At 33.2% G+C, this 15,667-nt stretch carries 13 protein-coding genes; 2 read left to right on the top strand and 11 right to left on the bottom strand.

Going from position 1 to position 15,667, the window contains the following annotated elements; all coding sequences use genetic code 11:
- Positions 1–4: 4 nt before the first annotated feature.
- The 10 genes from IEV77_RS00630 to IEV77_RS00585 form a co-directional block, all read right to left on the bottom strand.
- Complete coding sequence (locus IEV77_RS00630) at positions 5–889, bottom strand: ABC transporter ATP-binding protein (protein WP_188460842.1); 885 nt, start codon at positions 887–889, stop codon at positions 5–7.
- Positions 890–1,202: 313 nt separating this feature from the next.
- Entirely contained in the window at positions 1,203–2,255 is a 1,053-nt protein-coding gene (locus tag IEV77_RS00625; protein WP_188460840.1) for a DUF6340 family protein, read from the bottom strand.
- A 97-nt stretch (positions 2,256–2,352) separates the two neighbouring features.
- The gene (locus tag IEV77_RS00620) at positions 2,353–3,627 is read right to left on the bottom strand and encodes a chloride channel protein (protein WP_188460838.1); all 1,275 of its coding nucleotides are present in this window, start codon (positions 3,625–3,627) and stop codon (positions 2,353–2,355) included.
- 25 nt (positions 3,628–3,652) lie between these two features.
- Positions 3,653–4,555 (bottom strand): dihydrofolate reductase, encoded by a 903-nt coding sequence (locus tag IEV77_RS00615; RefSeq protein ID WP_188460836.1) that lies wholly within the window; start codon positions 4,553–4,555, stop codon positions 3,653–3,655.
- 43 nt (positions 4,556–4,598) lie between these two features.
- A complete protein-coding gene (locus IEV77_RS00610) occupies positions 4,599–5,423 on the bottom strand; it encodes an energy transducer TonB (protein WP_188460834.1) in 825 nt (274 codons plus the stop codon).
- A 14-nt stretch (positions 5,424–5,437) separates the two neighbouring features.
- Positions 5,438–6,262 (bottom strand): thymidylate synthase, encoded by an 825-nt coding sequence (locus IEV77_RS00605; protein WP_188460832.1) that lies wholly within the window; start codon positions 6,260–6,262, stop codon positions 5,438–5,440.
- A gap of 208 nt (positions 6,263–6,470) precedes the next feature.
- Positions 6,471–8,138, bottom strand: coding sequence for a NupC/NupG family nucleoside CNT transporter (locus IEV77_RS00600; protein ID WP_188460830.1), 1,668 nt, complete (start codon positions 8,136–8,138; stop codon positions 6,471–6,473).
- Positions 8,139–8,155: 17 nt separating this feature from the next.
- A complete protein-coding gene (locus tag IEV77_RS00595) occupies positions 8,156–8,770 on the bottom strand; it encodes a bifunctional nuclease family protein (RefSeq protein ID WP_188460828.1) in 615 nt (204 codons plus the stop codon).
- Positions 8,771–8,933: 163 nt separating this feature from the next.
- On the bottom strand, positions 8,934–9,893 hold the full coding sequence (locus IEV77_RS00590; protein WP_188460826.1) for an electron transfer flavoprotein subunit alpha/FixB family protein: 960 nt from the start codon (positions 9,891–9,893) through the stop codon (positions 8,934–8,936).
- Positions 9,894–9,914: 21 nt separating this feature from the next.
- Positions 9,915–10,661, bottom strand: a complete 747-nt coding sequence (locus tag IEV77_RS00585; protein WP_188460824.1) for an electron transfer flavoprotein subunit beta/FixA family protein — start codon at positions 10,659–10,661, stop codon at positions 9,915–9,917.
- Positions 10,662–11,074: 413 nt separating this feature from the next.
- Here IEV77_RS00585 and IEV77_RS00580 point away from each other — a divergent pair, with 413 nt between their 5' ends.
- A complete protein-coding gene (locus IEV77_RS00580; RefSeq protein WP_188460822.1) occupies positions 11,075–12,052 on the top strand; it encodes a pyruvate dehydrogenase complex E1 component subunit beta in 978 nt (325 codons plus the stop codon).
- 63 nt (positions 12,053–12,115) lie between these two features.
- Positions 12,116–14,617 carry a DUF5686 and carboxypeptidase-like regulatory domain-containing protein gene (locus IEV77_RS00575; protein WP_188460820.1) on the top strand — a complete coding sequence of 834 codons (2,502 nt, stop codon included), beginning with the start codon at positions 12,116–12,118 and terminating at the stop codon, positions 14,615–14,617.
- Between the two features lie 102 nt (positions 14,618–14,719).
- On the opposite strand, the gene IEV77_RS00570 is transcribed toward IEV77_RS00575, so the two are convergent.
- Positions 14,720–15,667 (bottom strand): hypothetical protein, encoded by a 948-nt coding sequence (locus tag IEV77_RS00570; protein ID WP_188460818.1) that lies wholly within the window; start codon positions 15,665–15,667, stop codon positions 14,720–14,722.

Below are 15,667 nucleotides of genomic sequence, written 5' to 3'. Positions count from 1 at the left end.
AGAATTAAACAAGTACGTTTGAAGTGTTGATTTTAGAAAAGAAAACATCCTCCAGATTAGGAGATACTTGTTCAAATCCATTTTGTGGATGCTCTTCACTAAAAACATGGATCAACGGTTGTCCACCTACCATTTTATTCGAGATAATTTTATAGTCGTTTGCATAATTTTCAAGTTGCTCGCGACTCACTATTTTCTGAAAAACTTTAGAACTTAATTCGTCAATAGCAGCTTGTGGCGAACCTTGATAAACAATTTCGCCCAAATTCATAATCGCCATTTTGGTACATAATTCTCTAACATCGTCAACAATATGTGTTGAAAGAATTACAATCACATCCTTACCAACATCTGCTAATAAATTATAAAATCGATTTCGTTCACCAGGATCTAAACCTGCAGTAGGTTCATCTACAATAATCAATTTCGGATTTCCTATCAATGCTTGTGCAATACCAACACGTTGTTTCATACCACCGGAAAACCCTTTAACAGATTTGTTACGCTTTTCATAAAGGTTCACTTTATCTAGTAAATAGTTTACTAATTCTTTACGTTCTTTGGCATTGGTAATTCCTTTTAAAATAGCTAAATGGTTTAGTAATTGTTCGGCAGTAATTCTAGGATACACACCAAATTCTTGGGGCAAGTAACCTAATACTTTACGTAGTTCGGCAGGATTATTTAAAATATCAATATCATCTAAAGTTGCTGTTCCTGAATCTGCTTCTTGTAAGGTTGCAAGCGTTCGCATAAAAGAGGATTTACCAGCACCATTGGGACCTAAAAGACCAAACATGCCATTTTCTAATTCTAGACTTACATTATCTAATGCTTTTACACCGTTAGCATAGGTTTTTGATAAATTGTTGATTTTTAGTGTACTCATGAAAAATGTGGTTTAATTGGTTAGTTAAAAATTAGACGCCTTAAAATGATAGGTGTTACAAGTTAGTTGTTTTATTTTGTAAGGAGTTACTTATATAAATAGACGTAAAATTTAGGAAAAAGGTTGCCTGAATGAAGAATGAGACATGAGGTTTATGCATTTCAAAAGATTTACGAAGTACTTTAATGCAAAGGTTTTGCTCTAAATATGCCTTGGTTTTAGCGGATTTTATTTAAAGAAAATTCAGAATTTATTCTTTACTTGGATTAACACCTAATTGGACATTTAAAAATCCCTAATTTAACACAAGTAATCATTTTGCTTGTTCTTGCAACTGTAAATTTTGGTTTTGTCTATTTTTTAAAATATTAAGATAACGTAAGGCATTTTTATCTTCGTAATCTGTATATGCTTTTGAAGCCCAAGTCATAGCGGCTTCTAAATCGCCATTAATTTCATTAATAATTGCCATATTATAGCATGCGCGACTAGCTATTTTGCCTTTAGGATTATGGACTTCTTTTTCCCATAATTCAGCAGCTCCATCCCAATCGCCAGTTTGTGCACGACGTTTTGCTATTTCAAAATTTTCTGTGCCTTTTACATAGTACTCTCTGGTTACTCGGATTTTAAAAGGATAAGTTCGTGAAACATAATCCTCACCTATTTTGGTACTCGTTTGTAATAATAGTTCTTTTCTTCCATTGATTGCCCCTATTGCTTTTAAAGGATTGATGCCTTTGCCAACAGACGTTATCCATTGGTTTGTAACAATTTCATCTAAAATAACTTTGTTTAAATTATCATAAATTCTAAAACCTGCTTTTATATTGGTGGAAATAGTTGCCTCGTGTTCTATCATAGGAATTTTAATGCCTAATAGATTAAGCTGTTCTACGGTTCTTGTTTTGTAAGATACATTTGCATCAGTATCATAAAAAGATAAGGTAACAATAGCATCCAGATTATTTTCTTGACATAAGTTATTAATGGTTTCCCAAGGCAAAGCACTTGGGAAAATACCCATACCTGGATTTTCTATTTTATCCGAAGAAACCATTTTAATACTATTAAATTGCTCGTCTTTTTCAAACGCGTCTTTAGCTCCTTGAATGGTATATTTAGCACCATCCATATCGAGATTCTTACCTTCCATTGAAAGTATTTTGTCAATATCATCTAAAGGTTTGTTCTTGTTTGACGCTAAGCTTCGGTTTAAAAGACCGATATTTTTAATGGTAGATGGGATGTAAACAGGAGCAGGTTCTGTGACACTCATGGTTAAATTATTCATCGATTGGCAAGAAACCATCATGATTGCTAGAAGCAATACCATGAAATTTAGTTTTAGATAATTCGTTTTCATTTGTTGCAGATTAGGGGTTCTGATTTGGCCAATGTAATCAATTACAACGAAAAAATGTTAGTAATTATAAATTCAAAACTCTAGGACTAAGAATGATTTATTCTTTTGAAGCTTTCATTTGCGATGCAATGAAGGGGATTTTTGGGGCTAAAAAATAACCTGTCAAACTAGCAAAGAGAATAGGGATAAAATAGGAGAAGCCAGTTAAGGTTGCTAATAGAATGGTCGTACTCATGGGGGTTCTGGTTACACAGGCATTTATGGCGGCCATGCAACTAACAACAGTTAAGGATAAACTTACGGAAGGAATAAAATGATGGATTATTAAACCCAAAGTGGCTCCAGTAAAAAATAATGGGATTATAAAGCCTCCTCTCCAACCAGAGGTTACGGTTATGGAAATAGCTAAAATTTTAAAGATTAAAATGGCAATTAAAAAGGAAATAGAAAAATCTCCTATTAGGAGCTCGCTTATTTCATGATGCCCAAAATAACGTGTAATAGGGAAATAATAAACAATGAAACCCAATGCAATACCTCCAATACAGGTTTTAATATAAATAGGTGTAATTAATCTGTTAAACAAAATTTTAAACACCTTTGTACAGTATATAAAACCCCAACCCACCATGGTAGCTACAATGGCAAACACCACTGCATAAAGGAAATCGTATTTTGTAATCATTTCATATGAAGGTAAATTCCAAATAGGTCCAATACCCATATGAATAATAAACGCGAAGACAATATAGCTAAAACTACTAGCTACAAATGCAGGAATAATGGCTTTATAATATTCAACTGCATGTTCATGGTGCAATATTTCTAGAGAAAATAAACTCCCTCCTAAAGGTGCTCCAAATAAAGCAGTAAATCCAGATGCCATTCCAGCAATACTCATGGAGCGCAAGTCTTCCCCTTTAAATCTAAATAATTTCCCTAACCAAGTTCCCGTAGAACCCGTAACTTGAACCAAAGGTGCTTCAGGCCCCAAACTTCCACCAGAGCTTATACAAAGCAGGGAGGACAAAATCATGGACGGATTGTTCCTTGGATCTAATTTTCCCTTATTAAACCTGATATTGTTTACAATTAAATGAATTTCGCCAGGATCTCCAATATAATGAATAATTAAACCAGCTAACAAACCACAAATGGCCATAGTTGGAATAACTTGCCAGCCATCGAAAAAAGCCAATTTATGAGTTAAAAACTCTAAAACGATCCAATAAAGACTAGCAATAATTCCACCCATGAGACCTAGTAAGGCCCATAAAATAAATTTCCGACTAAAAACAAACGGATTAAATTGAATAGGCTGATCTAGAATATTTAGAAAAGTGACTAATTTTCTTTTTTGTTTTAGTTTCACTTTTTGGGTGTTTTAGCTAAGAGATTTAATATCTTTCATAAGTTAAAAACGAAAAGGCATATTCGTGTTTTTCGTCTTTAGCATGATTTGTTTTGCTGATTTCTTTCCACATAGTTGAGTCTATTTTAGGAAAAAAGGTGTCAGCATCAAAATTCTCATGAACTCTAGTTAGTTCTATTTTACCTGCAAATGGCACGGCTTGCTTGTAAATTTCGCCTCCACCTATTACAAAAGGTTGCTTGTCTGATTTTGCGGCATCAAAGGCATCTTCTATATTGTGTACCACAATGACGCCAGAAGGCACTTGATAATTTGCTTGTCTGGAAATAACAATGTGAGTTCTATTGGGTAATGGTTTGGGAAAACTTTCAAAAGTCTTTCTTCCCATAATAATATGGTGCCCATTGGTAAGTTCTTTAAAACGTTTTAAATCGTCACTTAAATGCCAAATAAGTTGGTTGTCTTTTCCAATGGCTTCATTTTCTCCAGCGGCAACTATTAAAGTGATATTGGATTTTTTAGAGGCTATTATTGGACTTTTTTTTTCTGAAATAAGCGGATAATCTTTTTCAACCTGTTGTTCAAGCTTAGAAATTCGCTCTTTTTGTAAGGCAACTAATTTATTAAGTTGTTCTTTTTCCCAAACCTCACCTAAAAATTTATTAGTAAAATAAACATTGAAAGCATGATACATAAAAATTAAAAGCCAAGCAAGAATGGCATAAACAAACCAGTTAACTCCTAAAGGATTAACTGTTAATCCAACATCAAAAACTAGGCTAGCTACAATAATTGCCACAGAGCCAATTAGAAACAGTACAAAATGAATGTATAAGCTTCTTTTTTGTTTGATGCGTTTTTGAGCTGTTTTAATTAATTCTAATTGATCCTTATCTATTTGAGGGATGTCTTTTTTCTTTCCGAACATAATATGAATGGTTTAGGTAAAGTTAGCTTTTTTCTATCAATACTTAGAGGTGGATTGTAACTAAAAAACTCATTTTTGTGTCAATAGGTTTACCATTTTTGTAACCCGGTTCTTTAAATTTTGGCATGCGTTTTAATACATTTATTACTTCCACTGCCATTTCTTTTTTATGAGCTTGAACAGTAATATTATCTGCTTTACCCTTTTTATTAATATTGAAACTAACCTTAAATTGCGTTGTTTTATCTAAAGGGAAAAGTTTGTCGGCTAATTCGTAATCGATGCTTACTATTAAATAGTCTTTCACTTTATCAGTAGCACAGTCTGCAAGGAGTTGATAATTAAAAATTTCATCACACCCTCTATGGATCGGTGGTTTTTGGTTTTCACTAGTTTCTATGTTTGATACTTGAAATTTAATTGGCACGTAGTATGGCACAACTACGGGTTTACCTAATTGATAACCAGGTTTTAATTTAGGGATTAAATTAGTTACACGGATGGCTTCTGCTTCTAATTCGGGATATGGCGCCCTGGCTTTAATATCTATAATTTCACCGTTAGTGGAAATTTTAAAAAACACAGAAATTTTTACTATTGTTCCATCTGGTATATTTAATGCACCTCCTAGGTTTGTATTGAAATTTTTGGCAATGAGTTTTTTTAGTTTTTCATCAAAACATTCTTTCAAAGCTTGGTTTCCCATGTTTTCATCACATCCTTTATAGATTGGTACATTCTCTATGACATCGAAGGAAGCATTTTCAGAGGTTTCATTGAGCTCATCATCTGTTAACTCAATCGTATTCTCTTGAGAAAAAGCGAATAGGCTAGTAGTAAGAAGTAAAAGTAGTAGGTAGTATTTCATGTTTTGGGTTCAATTTAGATAGCAACTTTACCTTTAATATGTGGATGATGGTCATAATCGACTAGAGTGAAATCTTCAAATTTAAAATCGAAAATATCTTTGATTTCTGGGTTAAGAAGCATTTTAGGAAGCGGTTTTGGGTCTCTAGATAATTGTAATTCTAGTTGTTCCAAATGGTTGTTATAAATATGTGCATCGCCAAACGTGTGGATAAATTCCCCAGCTTCATATCCGCAAACTTGAGCCATCATCATAGTGAATAGGGCATAAGAAGCAATGTTAAAAGGAACGCCTAAGAACGTATCTGCACTACGTTGGTATAGCTGACAAGATAATTTTCCATCAGCTACATAAAATTGAAAAAACGCATGACAAGGAGGAAGTGCCGCTTTGCCATTAGCCACATTTTCGCTAAAACTCTTTGAATTGTCTGGTAAAACCGAAGGATTCCAAGCAGAAACTAACATGCGTCTGCTATTAGGATTTTTCTTTAACGTTTCGACAATTTCTTTTATTTGATCAATCTCGTCGCTATTCCAATTTCTCCATTGATGACCATATACAGGGCCTAAATCGCCATTCTCATCAGCCCATTCATTCCAGATTCGAACACCATTCTCCGTTAAGTACTTAATATTAGTGTCTCCTTTTAGAAACCAAAGTAACTCATAAACAATAGATTTTAAGTGAAGTTTTTTAGTAGTAACCATTGGGAAACCTTCACTTAAATCAAAACGCATTTGATAACCAAAAACACTTTTAGTTCCAGTTCCAGTTCTATCTCCTTTTTCGTTTCCGTTTTCTAAAATGTGTTTAACTAAGTCTAAATATTGTCTCATGGCTCTTCCTTAAAAGTAGGGATGTTTTTAAAATTAAAGGAGTTTTTAAAGCTAGTTCAAATCTCCAAATACACTTTTATTGTACTTAATATTTGGTAAATTAATTAAGGTAAAAATAAATAAAAAAAAGCTTCATATCAAAAGATTGGAAGCTTCATTTTATATTTGGTAATCTGATTTAAGATTTATTTCTGTATTGAAAATTGGACTAACCAATAATCATTCCAGCAATTGTTGCAGACATAAGTGACGCAATTGTACCACCAATTAAGGCTTTCATTCCTAACTCTGATAAAGTTTTACGTTGTCCTGGTGCAATAGAACCAATACCACCAATTTGAATACCAATAGATGCAAAATTAGCAAAACCACACAACATGTATGTGGCCATAATAATAGATTTGTTATACGTTAAGTGTGTTGCACTTGCCACATCTTTTAAGTCTACTAATTGGATATAACCAACAAATTCACTTGCAACCAATTTGATACCTAACAATTGTCCCATTAGAGTCATGTCTTCTGTAGCAATACCAATTAGCCACATTAATGGGGCAAATATATAACCAAGAATAAGTTCTAAAGATAAACTTTGATAGGCTGTATTTGATGCAATCCATGTGTTAATAGTTGTAACATCTCCAACCCAGCCAAGAATACCATTAACCATTGCAATAAAAGCTACAAAAACTAGAAGCATGGCTCCAACATTTACTGCTAGCTTTAATCCTTCTGTTGTACCATTAGCAATAGCGTCTAAGATATTTGAACCTATTTTTTCTGAAGAAACACTTACATCTGTATTTATTTCTTCAGTTTGAGGATACAATATTTTCGAAATAACAATGGCACCTGGAGCTGCCATTACAGAAGCTGCTAATAAGTGTTTTGCAAATTGTAATCTTAAAACTGGATCATCTCCACCAAGAAAGCCAATGTATGCAGCAAGTACGGCTCCAGCAACGGTTGCCATTCCTCCAATCATAACAAGGAGCATTTCAGATTTGTTCATTTTTTCTAAATACGCCTTGATTAGCAAAGGAGCTTCAGTTTGCCCAAGAAAAATATTTCCGGCAACACTTAGACTTTCTGCACCCGAAATTTTTAAGGTTTTAGATAATGCGATACCAAATAGTTTTACTACTTTTTGTATGATGCCTAAGTAAAATAGGAGCGATGTTAAAGCCGAAAAGAATATAATAGTTGGTAATACTTGAAAAGCGAAAATAAACCCAAAGGTGTCCATGTCTACAACTAAACCATCGAATAAGAACTTACTTCCTGCTCTAGTAAAGTCTAGTACGCTTACAAATAAACCTCCAATCCATTCAAAAATACTTTGAACAAAAGGGACTTTTAAAACCCCTACTGCTATTATAAGCTGAAATGCTAAACCAAGGCCAACTGTTTTCCAGTTTACAGCTTTCTTGTTATTACTAAAAAGGAAAGCTAAAAATAAAAGTGAAATCATTCCTATTATTCCTCGCCATAAGCTATTCATCGAAAATCCTTGACTTTCTATAATTGCGTTATTCGAATCTATTTCTCCTACTAATGCAGTTGAAGCTTCTTCTTTTCCTACCGTAAAATAGTAGTCCGTATTTTTTTCTGAGAAAACTAAAGTAGAATCTGTGTGCTCTTTAATTTTGTAACGTCTAATTGTATCGTTTGGTTTGTTGTAGTAAAAAACCAATAAGTTGTTTTGGTGGATATAATCTCCTGAAGCATTTGTTGTATTAAATTCGCCTTGATTTAATTCCAAGGTTTCAAAACTATTATTTTGGTCGTTAGCTACCCATTTTTTTTCTAGGTCTTGAGCCATACTTGTAGAGAATCCAAAAAATACAGCTACAATAGCTAATACAAAATTTTTCATGAGTAAGTTTAGGTTAGTTATCGCTTGGAAATTTCATCCCGGATTTTTGCAGCTTTCTCGTAATCTTCATTTGCTACGGCTTCGTCTAATAAGCTATTTAATTCGGTTAGCGTTTTATTTTTATATAGTTCTTTGGGTGAACCAGACTCCAACTCTTCAGCAATAAAATCGTCTACCAAGATACTGTCTTCTTGAGTTTCGTCCTCGCTTTCAGGGTTTACTTTTAAATAAATTCCAGCTTTATCTAAGATGTTTTTATAAGTAAATATAGGTGCATTAAAACGAAGTGCCAAGGCAATGGCATCGCTAGTTCTAGCATCGATAATTTCTTCAATTTTATCTCTTTCACAAATAATACTGGAGTAGAAAACACCATCAACCAGTTTATGGATAATTACTTGTTTGACAACAATATCGAAACGATCTGCGAAATTTTTAAATAAATCGTGGGTTAACGGTCTAGGTGGTCTAATTTCTTTTTCAAGAGCAATAGCTATAGATTGAGCCTCGAAAGCGCCAATGACGATAGGTAGTTTTCGGTCGCCATCAACTTCATTTAAGATAAGTGCGTAAGCACCATTTTGCGTTTGGCTGTAAGAAATTCCTTTTATATTAAGTCGTACTAAACTCATAGATTTTTAAAACACAAAGAACTGTTTAAATTAGGACTTTACCAACTGCTTAAAAGCATTTTTAATGATTTTGCTATTTAAATTCAGCGAAATCAGAGCTATTATTGATAGTAAAAATTTAATTTAAACAGTTCTTTTTAACAATACAAGTTAAAAAAAATATTTATTGTTGTGCTTTAAAAGCTTTTAATTTTTCGATTAATTTTGGTACCACTACAAAGGCATCACCAACAATTCCATAATCTGCCGCCTTAAAGAAGGGAGCTTCTGGATCTGTATTGATTACTACCTTCACTTTACTTGCATTAATTCCCGCAAGATGTTGAATAGCACCTGAAATTCCAATAGCAATGTATAAATTGGCTGCTACAGGTTTTCCTGTTTGTCCAACGTGTTCGCTATGTGGTCTCCAGCCTAAATCACTAACCGGTTTCGAGCAAGCTGTTGCCGCACCTAAAACACTAGCAAGTTCTTCAATCATTCCCCAATTTTCAGGACCTTTAAGGCCACGTCCACCAGAAACAACTATTTCTGCATCTGCAATAGTAACTTGTCCTGTAACTTTATCTACAGACTCTACTTTAACGCCTAATTCTGGAATGGAAGGAGAGAAATCTTCTGCAGTTGCGCTTCCTGAATTTTCTTTTAATCCAAAAGAATTATTAGAAACAGCAACCAATTTAACATCGGTATTAATCGCCGTCATGTTAAAAGCTTTGTTTGTAAAAGCAGTACGTTTTACTGTAAAAGGTGATGTACTTGAAGGAGCTTCAACTACGTTCGATGCAAAACCAGCATCTAAATCTATTGCTAAAAGTGGTGCTAAATATTTGCTGTCTGCACTTGAGCTTACAACAACAACTTTAGAGCCTTCTTTTTTAGCCGCTTGTGCAATAACATCTGCATAGGCATTGGCATTAAAAGCTTCTAATTGAGCATTGTTTATTTTTAAAACTTTGTCAACACCATAATTTCCTAAAATGGAAGTGTCTTCTGCATTAAAAGTAATGGCTGTTACGGTTGTTCCCATTTGGTCTGCAACTGTTTTTGCATAGGAAGCAACTTCTAAAGCTGTTTTTTTAAAGGTTCCTTTATCGGATTCTGTATATACTAAAACTGACATAATTTTCTTGAAATTTGGTTATTAAATAACTTTTGCTTCGTTATGAAGTAAGTTTATTAATTCATCTATATTATCTGGGTCAATTAATTTGATTGCGCCTTTTGGAGCTGGTTTTTCAAATTTCACAGATGCTGTTTCCATGTTTGCATCCATAGGCTCAACCACATTTAATGGTTTTTGTCTTGCCATCATAATTCCTCTCATGTTTGGAATACGTAAATCGCTTTCTTGAACTAAACCTTTTTGACCACCAATTACTAGAGGTAAGGATGTAGAAACTGTTTCTTTTCCACCATCTATTTCTCTAATAGCAGTGGCATTTGTACCATCTACTTCTAAACTAATACAGTTGGTAACAAAATTTGCTTTTAATATTCCAGCAATCATACCAGGTACCATCCCGCCATTATAATCAATAGATTCACGTCCAGCAATTACTAAATCGTAACCACCATCCTGAACTACTTTTGCTATTTGTTGTGCTACTGCAAAACCATCTGTAGCAGCTGTGTTTACTCTTATTGCTCCATCTGCTCCAATAGCTAAAGCTTTACGTAAGGTTGGTTCTGTTTCAGGACCTCCTACATTAATAACTTCAACGGTAGCTCCTTGTTTTTCTTTAAACCACATGGCACGCGTTAAACCAAATTCATCATTTGGGTTAATTACAAATTGAACGCCATTAGTGTCAAATTTTGTGTCTCCTTCAGTAAAATTAATTTTTGAAGTCGTATCAGGTACATGACTAATACATACTAATATTTTCATATTGTTTTAATTTAAATATGTGTAATTGTTTTGAGGTTACGAAGTTACTTATTTAATTCAAAATATTTACTATGCACGCATAACAAATTTTTAAATTTTAACAAATAAAGGAAACTAAATCGTATGAGTAAAGTTGGCTTTTTGCTAATTTGAATGGTTTTAATTCCTTGTATTCCTTCGAAACTGTTTTTATCTAATAAAATATGGTGATACGATTAATGGTATTCTTTGAAGTAAACCTCATAGATATAAGGTAAAAGAGACGCTTATAAGTATATGGTTTACAGTCCAAATATTTTTATATGTAAACCTAAATTTAAGAAACATTTCTTGTGAAGAATTTTACCATTTAAAAATTATATTATTTCTTATCAATAATTGTTACTTTTGCCTATCGTAATAAAGTTATACAAATGAAAACAATTCAATTTAGAGAAGCTATATGTGAAGCCATGAGCGAAGAAATGCGCAGAGATGAAAGCATTTTCCTAATGGGTGAAGAAGTAGCAGAATATAATGGAGCTTATAAAGCATCTAAAGGCATGCTTGACGAATTTGGCCCTAAACGTGTTATTGATACCCCTATTGCAGAATTAGGTTTTGCTGGGATTGCCATTGGTTCTACCATGACGGGTTGCAGACCAATTGTAGAGTATATGACGTTTAACTTCTCGTTGGTTGGTATTGATCAGATTATAAATAATGCCGCAAAAATTAGACAAATGTCTGGCGGACAATTTAATTGTCCAATCGTTTTCCGTGGCCCAACAGGTTCTGCAGGACAGCTTGGAGCAACTCATTCGCAGGCTTTTGAAAATTGGTTTGCCAACACGCCAGGTTTAAAAGTGGTTGTGCCTTCTAATCCTTATGATGCCAAAGGGCTTTTAAAATCGGCTATTCGTGATAACGATCCAGTCATTTTCATGGAAAGCGAGCAAATGTATGGAGATAAAGGTGAAGTTCCTGAAGGGGAATATACCATTCCTTTAGGAGTTGCTGAAGTTAAACGCGAAGGTAAAGATGTTACTATCGTTTCTTTTGGGAAAATAATCAAAGAAGCTTATAAAGCGGCTGATGAATTAGAAAAAGAAGGGATTTCTTGTGAAATTATCGATCTTAGAACAGTTCGTCCTTTAGATAAGGAAACTATTTTAACTTCGGTTAAAAAAACAAATAGATTGGTGATTCTTGAGGAAGCTTGGCCTTTTGGAAATGTGTCAACTGAAATTACATATATTATCCAAGCGGAAGCATTCGATTATTTAGATGCACCTATTATAAAAATAAACACGGCAGATACTCCAGCACCTTATTCTCCTGTATTATTGGAAGAATGGATGCCTAATAGTAACGAAGTTATAAAGGCTGTAAAAAAAGTATTATATAAATAAATTCTATTATTTTTAATTAAATGGACTTCATTGGCGTTATTGTTGATGAAGTTTTTTATTCTTATGAAGTTAAGGTTATTAACATTGTTTTTTCTCTTAAGTGTTGGCTTTTTGTTTTCTCAAACAAAGGTTAGCGGACATGTCTATGATGAAAATAATGAACCTGTAGCTTATGCTAACATTATTCTTAAAGGGTCTTTTGAAGGTACTATCACGGACGAAAATGGAACATTTTATCTAGAATCTCCAACAACTTGGGAGACCTTAATAGTCTCCTTTGTAGGTTACGAAACCATAGAATTTCCTTTGGATAAAAAAGTTAATTATAACTTAACTTTCATTGTAAAAGAAGACACAGCGGCATTAAATGAAATTGTTATTGTAGCTGGAAAACAATCGAAAAAAGCGGAAGACAATCCTGCTATTGCCATCATGCAGAAAATCTGGGAGAACAAACGTAAAAATGGTCTCAAAAAGTTTAAGCAATATGAATATGATAGATACGAAAAAGTAGAATTCGATATCAATACCATAGATAGCTCACTAATAGAAGGTAAAATATTTAAAGGAATGGAATTTGTTTTTAAACAAGTTGATACCTCTAAAGTAACTGGAAAAACCTATTTGCCCATTTTTGTTAACGAAGAAGTGGCTAAAGTCTATGGAGATAACGTCCTTAAAAAGAAAAAAGTTGAATTAAAAGGGAATAAAAACTCAGGCTTTAGTAACAATCAGTCTATTATCGCTTTTGTTAAAGATTTATATTCTGAATATGATATTTATGATAATTACCTGAAATTCTTCGATAAAAGCTTTGTTAGTCCAATTTCTACAACTGGAATTAACACCTATAATTACGTGTTGGCAGATAGTGCCTACATAGACAACAAATGGTGTTATAACATTATTTACTATCCAAGACGTAAAAATGAATTGACCTTTAAAGGCGATTTTTGGGTTGCAGATTCCACCTTTGCTATCAAGGACATAAACATGCAGGCCTCAAAAAGCGCGAACATAAACTGGGTTAAGGAAATTTATATCGAACAAGAATTTGAAGTTCTTAACGATTCGGTTTTTCTAGTGAAACGTGATTATTTCATGTCAGATTTTACGTTTAATAAAAAGGAAAAATCACGTGGTGTTTATGGCAAACGAACCACACTTTATAATAATTATGTGTTTGACGAAGTTAAAGACGAAAAGTTCTATAAAGATGAAGTCTTCGATTATAATAAGGACGCTTATAATAGAGACGAGACGTTCTGGGACGAAAACCGTATGGAACCATTAAGTAAAGATGAGAAGGGCGTCTACAAAATGTTAGATACCTTAAAAACGGTTGGTAAATTTAAAAAACTATACAACTTAGGTAGCATTTTGGGTTCTGGATATATTGAAGTGAAAAAGTTAAATCTAGATTTTGGCCCTATTTCTTCAACTTTTGGTTATAATGATGTAGAAGGATTAAGACTTAGAGCTGGAGCCAGAACTTATTTTGGTCAAAACGATTTATGGCGAGCACAAGGATTTTTAGCTTATGGTTTTAAGGATGATAAGTTTAAATATGGGGTTTCTGCAAAATGGATGATTTACAAAGAAAACCGATTGATCATTTCAGCTGGACATAGGCGAGACATTGAGCAAATTGGAGCCAACTTAACAAACTCAACAGATGTATTGGGAAGGAGTTTAGCTTCTAATGACGTGTTTTCTGTTGCGCCAAATGATAAGCTTACAAATATTAATTTACAAGCTTTGGCAATAGAAATAGAGCCTTGGCAAAATGTGGTTTTAAGGGTTGGTGGTAGTTATAGAACCCTGTCTTCGGCCTCAACCTCTTTTAGTTTGGATTATGTAGATCCAGAATCTCCAACAGGTGTTTCTGCCGAAACCCAACAATTTGAAAGCTCCTTTTCTGTAAACTATTATCCGCAAAGAGAAATGATAGGATATGGGGTTGAAAGATCTAATTCCAATAATGATTATGCCTCTTTATTTACTCAATTTAGTGTTGGTAATAAAAATCTATTTAATAGTGATTTTGATTATAAAAAAATACAATTTTCTTACATACAGCCATGGCAAATTGGTGGTCTTGGAGAACTTAGGTCTACTTTCGAAGCCGGTAAAACCTTTGGAGAAGTACCTCTTGGATTGTTAAGTATAGTACCAGGGAATCAGTCGTATTTCACTTTTTATAAGTCCTTTTCTCAATTAGATTATTATGAGTTTGTAACAGATACTTATGTAGCTTTATTCCTTGAGCATAATTTTAATGGTCGTCTTTTTTCTAGAATTCCTTTTTTACGTAAATTGAATTGGCGTGAAATTGTTGGAATTCGTGGAGTCTGGGGCGAATTATCTGATGAGAATAAAGCTTTAAGCAGTCCTACAAATTTACTTTTAGTAGCTCCAACAAAAGAAATTTACTATGAATATAGTGTTGGGGTTGGAAATATATTCAAACTCATGAGAATAGATTTTAACTTTAGAGGTAATTACTTTGAAAATCCAGAAGCTAGAGATTTTGGAGTAACTATTAATTTTGGATTTAAATTTTAATCTATCTAAAGCTTGCTTTTCTTTATTTTCGGATCTCAAAAATATCTTTTTTTGTTAAAGGTGCTAATGCTTTTAAATACTAAAATGCAGTTAATTGCCGGGTTAGTTTAATTGTTTAAGAACTGGCTCAAGTAGGGAGCCTATTTCTGCAGAAAAAATAGCAGCACCAGTATCAGAAAGATGGGTGCTATCTTTCCATAATTCCAAACGTGAATCACTAGAGAAAAAATCGGTAAAATCGTAATAAGTTAAGGACATGTTATCCATTATTTTTTGCATGGCTTGATTGTCCGTTTTGCACTCATCACTATATGTTGGAGCTGTAAAAAAGATGACCGTTTTATTATGTGAATCACAAAAAGATTTTATTTCTTGTAAATAATTATCATATAAAGGATTCAAAATATAACTATCATCGCAAGGCTTAGGGATGCTATTGTCTAATTCATGCTTAAAAGCGCTTTGTTGTTTTTTATTAATTTTTAAACCATCAAAACCATTATAGGTTTTATAATCATAATTTGGGTGAAAGTAATTCTTGAAAATCCCTGGTAACATGCCGTTATACCCAATAGACCAATAAATTTCCTGTAATGGATTATTTTGATTTAATCTATCAATCTCTTTTTTAATATCATCATTTCTATTGTACTTAATATTTAGAGTTTTTATATCTTCTCCCAAGTAGTTTTCATCAAAGGCATAATCAATTCCTATATGAAATAATATAATTTGCTTTTTATCCGTATTTAGGAGTTTTAATAATGTTGTGGGATATGCCATTTTACAACCGTCGATGCCCATGTTGAAAGCCGAATTTGAAAGGTATTTAGGATCAATATGATGATTTGCTCTAGAGCTTCCGTAGATTAAAACATCCACACTGTCTTTGGTTTTTAAATAATGATTCAGCTTTCCAATACTTTGACCAGAATAGACTTGATCACTAAAAGTGTTTAGGGTTAAAAAAATGAGCTTATCGGCAATTAAAGAAACCACAAGGAAAATACTTATGAATTTTAAAAGATATTTAATGTGTTCTCTATTCAT

Origin of the sequence: Xanthomarina arctica (assembly GCF_014638915.1) — a bacterium.
In the GTDB taxonomy this organism is placed as follows: Bacteria; Bacteroidota; Bacteroidia; order Flavobacteriales; family Flavobacteriaceae; genus Xanthomarina; species Xanthomarina arctica.
Note: the sequence above shows the minus strand (reverse complement) of the source record. Positions and strands in the feature narration are given on the sequence as shown.

What these genes read in the sequence shown, in the direction of transcription:
- IEV77_RS00630 (WP_188460842.1), bottom strand. Translation starts at nt 889, where the DNA reads ATGAGTACACTAAAAATCAACAATTTATCAAAAACCTATGCTAACGGT.
- IEV77_RS00625 (WP_188460840.1), bottom strand. Translation starts at nt 2,255, where the DNA reads ATGAAAACGAATTATCTAAAACTAAATTTCATGGTATTGCTTCTAGCA.
- IEV77_RS00615 (WP_188460836.1), bottom strand. Translation starts at nt 4,555, where the DNA reads ATGTTCGGAAAGAAAAAAGACATCCCTCAAATAGATAAGGATCAATTA.
- IEV77_RS00610 (WP_188460834.1), bottom strand. Translation starts at nt 5,423, where the DNA reads ATGAAATACTACCTACTACTTTTACTTCTTACTACTAGCCTATTCGCT.
- IEV77_RS00605 (WP_188460832.1), bottom strand. Translation starts at nt 6,262, where the DNA reads ATGAGACAATATTTAGACTTAGTTAAACACATTTTAGAAAACGGAAAC.
- IEV77_RS00600 (WP_188460830.1), bottom strand. Translation starts at nt 8,138, where the DNA reads ATGAAAAATTTTGTATTAGCTATTGTAGCTGTATTTTTTGGATTCTCT.
- IEV77_RS00595 (WP_188460828.1), bottom strand. Translation starts at nt 8,770, where the DNA reads ATGAGTTTAGTACGACTTAATATAAAAGGAATTTCTTACAGCCAAACG.
- IEV77_RS00590 (WP_188460826.1), bottom strand. Translation starts at nt 9,893, where the DNA reads ATGTCAGTTTTAGTATATACAGAATCCGATAAAGGAACCTTTAAAAAA.
- IEV77_RS00585 (WP_188460824.1), bottom strand. Translation starts at nt 10,661, where the DNA reads ATGAAAATATTAGTATGTATTAGTCATGTACCTGATACGACTTCAAAA.
- IEV77_RS00580 (WP_188460822.1), top strand. Translation starts at nt 11,075, where the DNA reads ATGAAAACAATTCAATTTAGAGAAGCTATATGTGAAGCCATGAGCGAA.
- IEV77_RS00575 (WP_188460820.1), top strand. Translation starts at nt 12,116, where the DNA reads ATGAAGTTAAGGTTATTAACATTGTTTTTTCTCTTAAGTGTTGGCTTT.
- IEV77_RS00570 (WP_188460818.1), bottom strand. Translation starts at nt 15,667, where the DNA reads ATGAATAGAGAACACATTAAATATCTTTTAAAATTCATAAGTATTTTC.